The following is a 4,996-nucleotide window of genomic DNA, read 5'->3' on the forward strand; positions in this document are numbered from 1 at the left end:
ATGGCGATGCAGTGGCTGTCTTCGTCATAGGTGTAGTGGGTGTCGGTGCCCGCCATGTCCCGCTCGCGGATGACCCGCGCATCGGCATCCAGCCACCATTGCCAGCGGCTGCCGTCCGGGGCGATAACGGCGATCAGTTGCTGGCTCTCTTTGTCGTATTCGTAACGCCAGGTGCGGCCTTCGGCATCGGTACGGGATGTGAGCAGGTCAAAGGGGCCGTAGGTTTGCTGCCACAGTGCCCCGTTGCCGTCCACCGTGCTCAGCAGGTTGTTATGCTTGTCGTATTGGCGTTGTTCTTGTTTGTCGTCGGGGCGTATCAGCTGCTCCGGCAGCTTCCAGCTTGCACGGCGGTATCCCAGACGGAATTGTGCTCCGTCTGGCCGCTGCCACTGCACGACTCTGTCCTGCTGGTCATAGCGTAGCTGCTGGGTACGCCCGAGCGCATCGCTGGCACTCAGCAACCGTTGACGATGATCGTAACGCAGCCGTGCCTGAACCTCGCCCGCCTGATCGCTCACCTGTGTCAGCAGGCCGTGTCGGTTCCAGGTGAACCGTACTTCACGGGTATCCGGCCCGGTGAGTGTCTCTGGGCTACCGGCCTCATCGAACGCCCATTGCCAGACGCGCCCGAGCGGGTCGGTGATGCCGCATAACCGCTGCGCGTCATCATAGTCATAGGCCCAGGTGTGGCCGCTGCCGTCGGTGAAGGTGCTGACCAGACCGCTATCGTCCAGATAGGTGAATTCAACCACCCGACCTGCGGGGGAAATCTCACGCAACAGGTTGCCGTGGTCGTCGTAGTCGTAGCGGGTGACGTGCCCTAACGGAGATTTTTCCCAGCTCATCAGCGACAGCGCGTTGAAACCAAATTCGCTGCGCTGACCTAATCCGTCAGTCATGACCACACGGTCATCGAGATAGTCAAAACGCGCGGTCAGGTAGCCGTCAGCACAGGTGGTGTAAACGCAGCGACCCTGATAGTCATACTCGTAACGCGCCCAGGTCTGGTCGTTGTCATGCCAGCGCGTGAGTCGGTTTTCGTTGTCATAGTCGTAGAACAGGTGATAGGCATGGGTGGCATCGGCCTCAATCAGTCGCCCCTGTTCATCCTGCCGGTATTCGGCCAGTATGGTTTTTTGTCCGGCATCAATGCGCTGTATCTGGTGTAGATAATCTCCCCGCCATACCAGCAGCAGCTCGATACCATCACTGTGTTGCATCTTGCGCAGATAGCCTTTTGGATCGCGGATCAGGGTAATGCGGTTGTCGTGCGGATCGCGTACGGACGACAGAAGCAGCCGATCGCCCTGAGGCACATCGAACTCACGCCAGGTGAGGCTGTCACGATCCCACAGGCTAAATCCCTCTGCCCGCCGATGCAGAGTAAAGGCCGGATAGAGCGGACAAAATACCGCCTGCACATCCTGATGGAAGGTGAAATCAATGTCGTATCCCTGTGCCAGCGTGATAACGACGTGGGTATTCAGGCCGTCGTGGCTGACGTATGCGGCTTCGCTCCAGGTGTCATACCAGCCGCGTCCTAGCAGGCCGGTATGGGTGGCGGCAGAGCGGTAAGTGCGCTCAAAAAGCAGAGGAAGTGTTTGCCCCAGTTCGAGATCCAGACGCATCTCAATCACATCCCCGCTGGGAATATAGACCGGATCTTTTAGAAAGCCCCGAGTGGCTTCCTTAATACGTGCCAACCCTTTGCTATTTTTAAACCCTTTGCTGGCACACCGAGCCGCTCTCCGTAGCCCCACCGCCGTTCTTAACGCCCCCATGCGAATGCCTTTGAGCACCGCGGTTGGCCCACGTGTAAATAGCTTCCCTAGCCCTTTGAACATGCCCCGGCTGGGCGGTACCAAAAATTCCACGGCTATCAGCAGCGCTTTTTCCCACCAGCTGAATTCGTCACTAATATCCAGACAGGTTTGCTGACCGGAGCCAAAAAAGACGGTGGATGCCCCTTCTTTGATTGTGGCACCACAGACGGTTTTATCGTCGATACGTGCTGCTGGCGAGCCATTGACGTAGACGGTTTCACTGCCTTGCGCAATCAACTGGGGCGAGTTGTGTTTGGTGCAGGCTACCGTATCAACCTCAGCACGGGAAATGGGCTTTTTCTCCGCAAACACGGTGTCTGAGCCAGAATCGACGGGCCCAAACGGCGGGGCGCCGCTGTCTACCATGGCAGAAACTTTGCTGGAGACGCTGCTAATCAGCCCCCCTAGCAGGCTGACTGCACCAAACCCCACCGCCAGTTTGACGGCACCCACCACCAGCGCCGCCCCCATGCCGCCCGTCCCGACAACAGCGACGGCAATGGCACCCGCCACGGCAGCCGCTGCGGCAAAGGCCACGGCTGCTACAACCGCTCCTGCGATAGCCCCAGCCAGCGCACCGAGAAAACTTTTGTGCTTGATGGTTTTGCCCGGTGATGTCGGTGCTTTTCCCTGGCCTGGTTGAGGACGACCGGCCGGCGGTGTCGGGCCTTTGCCTGCATGCATGGCACCCACGCGGGCAACACGGTTCAGAATATCACTCAGCATGATGACTCCTTTCAGGCAGTGGCTTTAAAGGTCTCGACCACCGCCAGCATCGCCGTTTTCTGCTCCGCACTGAGCTCGCCCGCCACGGTTACGGTAAACGTCAGCAATAACTCACCGCGCACCTGCATCACGACAACCTGATGCATCGGCCCTTCTGGTGACCGCCAGGTATATTCCAGTCCGTGTGCGGGTTGCCCATCCAGCGTCAATGCCCAAACGTTGCGCTCTTCATACCCTTTTAGGTGTGCCGCAAACTGGTCCAACGTCTGCTGATAAACCGTCTCTGCTGTCAGGCCGAAGTCAATCGGAGTCCGGTTGACAACCAGGTTGATGGTATCGCCCGGCAAAACAAAAACATGGAGTGATTCATCGCGCCAATCGGCGGGGATAGCCAGCGTCCCTTCATTCATCTGATACATAGTCATCCTTAATTCAAATCGATACGGGTGCCGTTCAGCGTTAGGTTATTCCCGACGATCTCAATATCTCCGCTGTGCTTGATTGAGATATAGCCAGCACCCGTACCAATCTGAATGCTGCCGTCTTCGGCATGGATAAAGATATCGTTCGTCACCCTCAGCGTTTCGTTGTCTTCCACAACAGTGCTCCGGTTTTTTTTCACCACAACCGTTTGCTCCCCCTGGATCTCGGTAATCTGATCGGCAATGACGGAGACCGTCTGATTTTGCTGTACGACAACCGTTTGATCTCGGCCAATGTTTTCGTTGTGATCCACATTCACCGAGGTACTGCGGTTATTGAGCACTACGGTATTCATGTCTTTCTGGGCATGAATAAACACTTCTTCCTGCCCAGCCTGATCTTCAAAGCGCAGTTCGTTGAACCCTGCGCCTTTGTGGGTTGATGTGCGGATTGAGGTGCGCGTCTTGTTGGCGGGCAGCGGATACGGTGCTGGGTTGGTGGCATGAAAGGTTCTGCCGGTCACAATCGGCTGGTCGGGGTCACCTTCAAGGAAGCTGACGATGACCTCATGGCCGATGCGTGGGATGGCAATCAGGCCGTACTGACCACCGGCCCAGCCCTGGCTGACGCGCACCCAGCAGGAACTCTGGTCGTTACTCGCGCCGTAGCGATCCCACGGAAATTGCAGTTTGATGCGCCCGTATTGGTCGCAGTAAATTTCTTCACCTGCTGGGCCGACCACGGTGGCGATTTGCGGGCCGTCCACCATCGGTTTGTAGGGCAGGTCGGCACGCCAGGTGCTTTTGGCGCTGATGACCTCAAAGCTGTTGCTGTAGGTGGTCGGTTCGCCGCCGCTTTCTTCTTCCAGCGCCTGCGGCTGCTGCCCGCTGTGGGTAATGGCCACCAGTTGCCAGCCGGTATTGAGTGCCGAGTTGGGGTGTTCGGTTAAAGCAAAGCTGCTGCCGGGCATCAGTTCAGCGGCATTGGATTCACCGGAGCCGGTCATGGCACCCGCCCGCAGTGCGTCCAGTCGGTAGCCGGTAAAGGCCTTGCCGCTGGGGTCTTGTTTAAAGCGCCCCGGGTAGTCGAAGTGCTGATAGTTTTCGCGCTGGTGCGTCAGCTCGCCGCTCATCTTGCTGTGCAGCAGACCATAGGCGGGGGTTTTGAAGCTGTAATCCTTGAGTGCGACTTCTGCGGTACTGACGGCTTCGGCATAGCGGAAGCGGTTTACGTACGGCCCTTCGCTGAGACCCTGTGTGGCAAGGTTGAAAAACAGTTCAGAGCCTTTGCTGAGCGCCCCAGCATCGTCAGCAAAGACGACGCGGTGTTTGCCTTCCTCAAATTCATGGAAGAAGTACAGGCCTTCTTCTGCGGCCAGTCGAGTGATAAAGGCTAAATCGCTTTCCCGATACTGCACGCAGTATTCGCGTGGCACGTGGTCGTGACGCAGCGCAAAGGCGTAGTCGGTGATGCCGGATTCCTCCAGCAGTGCGCCGATAATCGCTTCCGGCTTTTGCGCCTGAAAGATGCGGGCATTAGTGCGCAGCCCCAGCCGCCACAACGCCGGACGGACTTCCGCCTGATAGCGCGTGCGGCGAAAGCCGGTGTCACTCTGTGCAAAGGCGCTGACAATACCGCTTACTCGCCGTTGGAGTACGCCTTCATACCACACCATCAACTCACACGGCTGGTCAAGCACCGTACCAAAATCCACATCCGGCAAGGCACTCGCCAGATTCAGCGACAGGGCAAACGGCTGGTTAAGCGCTTCGCTGAGCTGAAAATCCACCACGGCAAACGTCGGGGCAGGCAATGCGCCGACCTTTACCGTGAACTGTAATCCTGTACTGTTTGCCACGTTTATTCCCTCGCGTCCCGTGATGAAAACCGTGTTGTCTGCACTCAGGTCTGGGAGAATCAGACCTCAGGACAGTACACGTAGAAAACCCGGGACAAGCCCGGGTTAGAAACAGAAAGATTACGCTTCGACCGGCGCACGCCAGTCATCAGAGCCGGAGGTACCA

The 4,996-nt window shown here is 57.6% G+C and carries 3 protein-coding genes; all 3 read right to left on the minus strand.

Annotation, left to right across the window (positions count from 1 at the left end):
• Window positions 1-2,549 (minus strand): PAAR domain-containing protein (locus tag K7X24_RS21680; RefSeq protein WP_224558259.1); only part of this gene is annotated, 2,549 nt, incomplete at its 3' end.
• Window positions 2,550-2,560: 11 nt separating this feature from the next.
• Entirely contained in the window at window positions 2,561-2,968 is a 408-nt protein-coding gene (locus tag K7X24_RS21685; protein ID WP_224558260.1) for a DUF1795 domain-containing protein, read from the minus strand.
• 8 nt (window positions 2,969-2,976) lie between these two features.
• Entirely contained in the window at window positions 2,977-4,830 is a 1,854-nt protein-coding gene (gene tssI / locus K7X24_RS21690; RefSeq protein ID WP_224558261.1) for a type VI secretion system tip protein VgrG, read from the minus strand.
• Window positions 4,831-4,996: the final 166 nt, after the last annotated feature.

Source organism: Pectobacterium versatile, assembly GCF_020166435.1.
Lineage (GTDB): Bacteria > Pseudomonadota > Gammaproteobacteria > Enterobacterales > Enterobacteriaceae > Pectobacterium > Pectobacterium versatile.